Raw genomic sequence first — 1,108 nt, 5'->3', positions numbered from 1 at the left:
AGCTGAGGTAGGAACTAAACCCAGGACGCTTCAAAGCCACCCTCGAACCGGCATGCCAGCAGGTCTTAGACAAGAAGCTGGCCCCCACGATGGCAGTGATCAAACGCATCCAGACTGACATTGCCCACGCCCAACAACATCCCGGGCCACCAGGGGCAAAACCACAGCCTGTGGCCAAGCGCCAACCACGCCCAAGTACCCCGCTTACCGGTGAGGTGGCCGATGCCGTCTTTATCCGGCCTGCTGACCACTACGAAAACTAGAAGCAATAAGGAGTGAAACCATGAGCAGCATCGACGACGAAATTGTGCGGGCGAAAATGCGCAAGCTTCGCGTATCGACCTTCGCTGATGTCTTCTACGAGGTTGTCAACGACGAGGCCTATGCGGATGCGCTACCAGAAGACATTTTCCTCGCCGCAGTCGAAGAAGCTTACACACAACGCCAACAGCGCAACATTGCCAAGGCCATTACCCAGGCTAAATTCCGATACCCGGATGCGAGCCTTGCTGAAGTCACCCGGGCAGAACAACGCGGTATCAACATGCGCCAGTTGAAACGAATCGCAGCCACTAACTGGCGGGAAAACCCGACCAATATTCACATCCTCGCCCCGACGGGAACAGGCAAGACCTACATTGCCTGCGCCATCGGCATCGCCGCGTGCAAGGCTGGATACTCGGTGGCGTACTACCGGCTGGACCAACTTGTAGACATGCTGGCGGTCTTCTCACCGACTGACCAAAACTACCTCGATAAGATGCGGAAACTGATCAACGTCGATGTCCTTATCATCGACGACTTTATGACCATCAGCATCAACCAGCGCGGGCAAGAAGACCTAACCAAGATCATATTCGACTGGGGTTGCCCGCAAATCGTGGACACGTAGTGGAGCTACCTAGTGGTTAGGCAGCTATTTCTTTTCTGCTGTTGATTGAGCCGGCGTGGTTCTCGAAGTCGACGGGGCTGACCATCCCGAGTGCGGAGTGCCGGCGCCGGCGGTTGTAGACGACTTCAATCCAGTAGGCAACAGCCTTGCGTGCAGCATCACGGGTAGGCCATCGCTGCCGGTCGGGCCTGACCCCCGGAAAGTAGACACGTCGGG

1 protein-coding gene and 1 pseudogene are annotated in these 1,108 nt (G+C 56.6%); one reads left to right on the top strand and one right to left on the bottom strand.

Annotation, left to right across the window (positions count from 1 at the left end; all coding sequences use genetic code 11):
• Positions 1-283 precede the first annotated feature (283 nt).
• A pseudogene (locus tag HMPREF2912_RS01335) lies at positions 284-862 on the top strand (ATP-binding protein); the annotation flags it as partial.
• A gap of 46 nt (positions 863-908) precedes the next feature.
• On the opposite strand, the gene HMPREF2912_RS13070 reads toward HMPREF2912_RS01335, so the two are convergent.
• Positions 909-1,108, bottom strand: a 200-nt coding sequence (locus HMPREF2912_RS13070) for an IS3 family transposase (RefSeq protein WP_083312467.1), incomplete at its 5' end; no start/stop codon positions are given.

It is taken from the genome of Corynebacterium sp. HMSC056E09, assembly GCF_001813425.1.
Taxonomy (GTDB): Bacteria; Actinomycetota; Actinomycetes; order Mycobacteriales; family Mycobacteriaceae; genus Corynebacterium; species Corynebacterium hesseae.
Note: the sequence above shows the minus strand (reverse complement) of the source record. Positions and strands in the feature narration are given on the sequence as shown.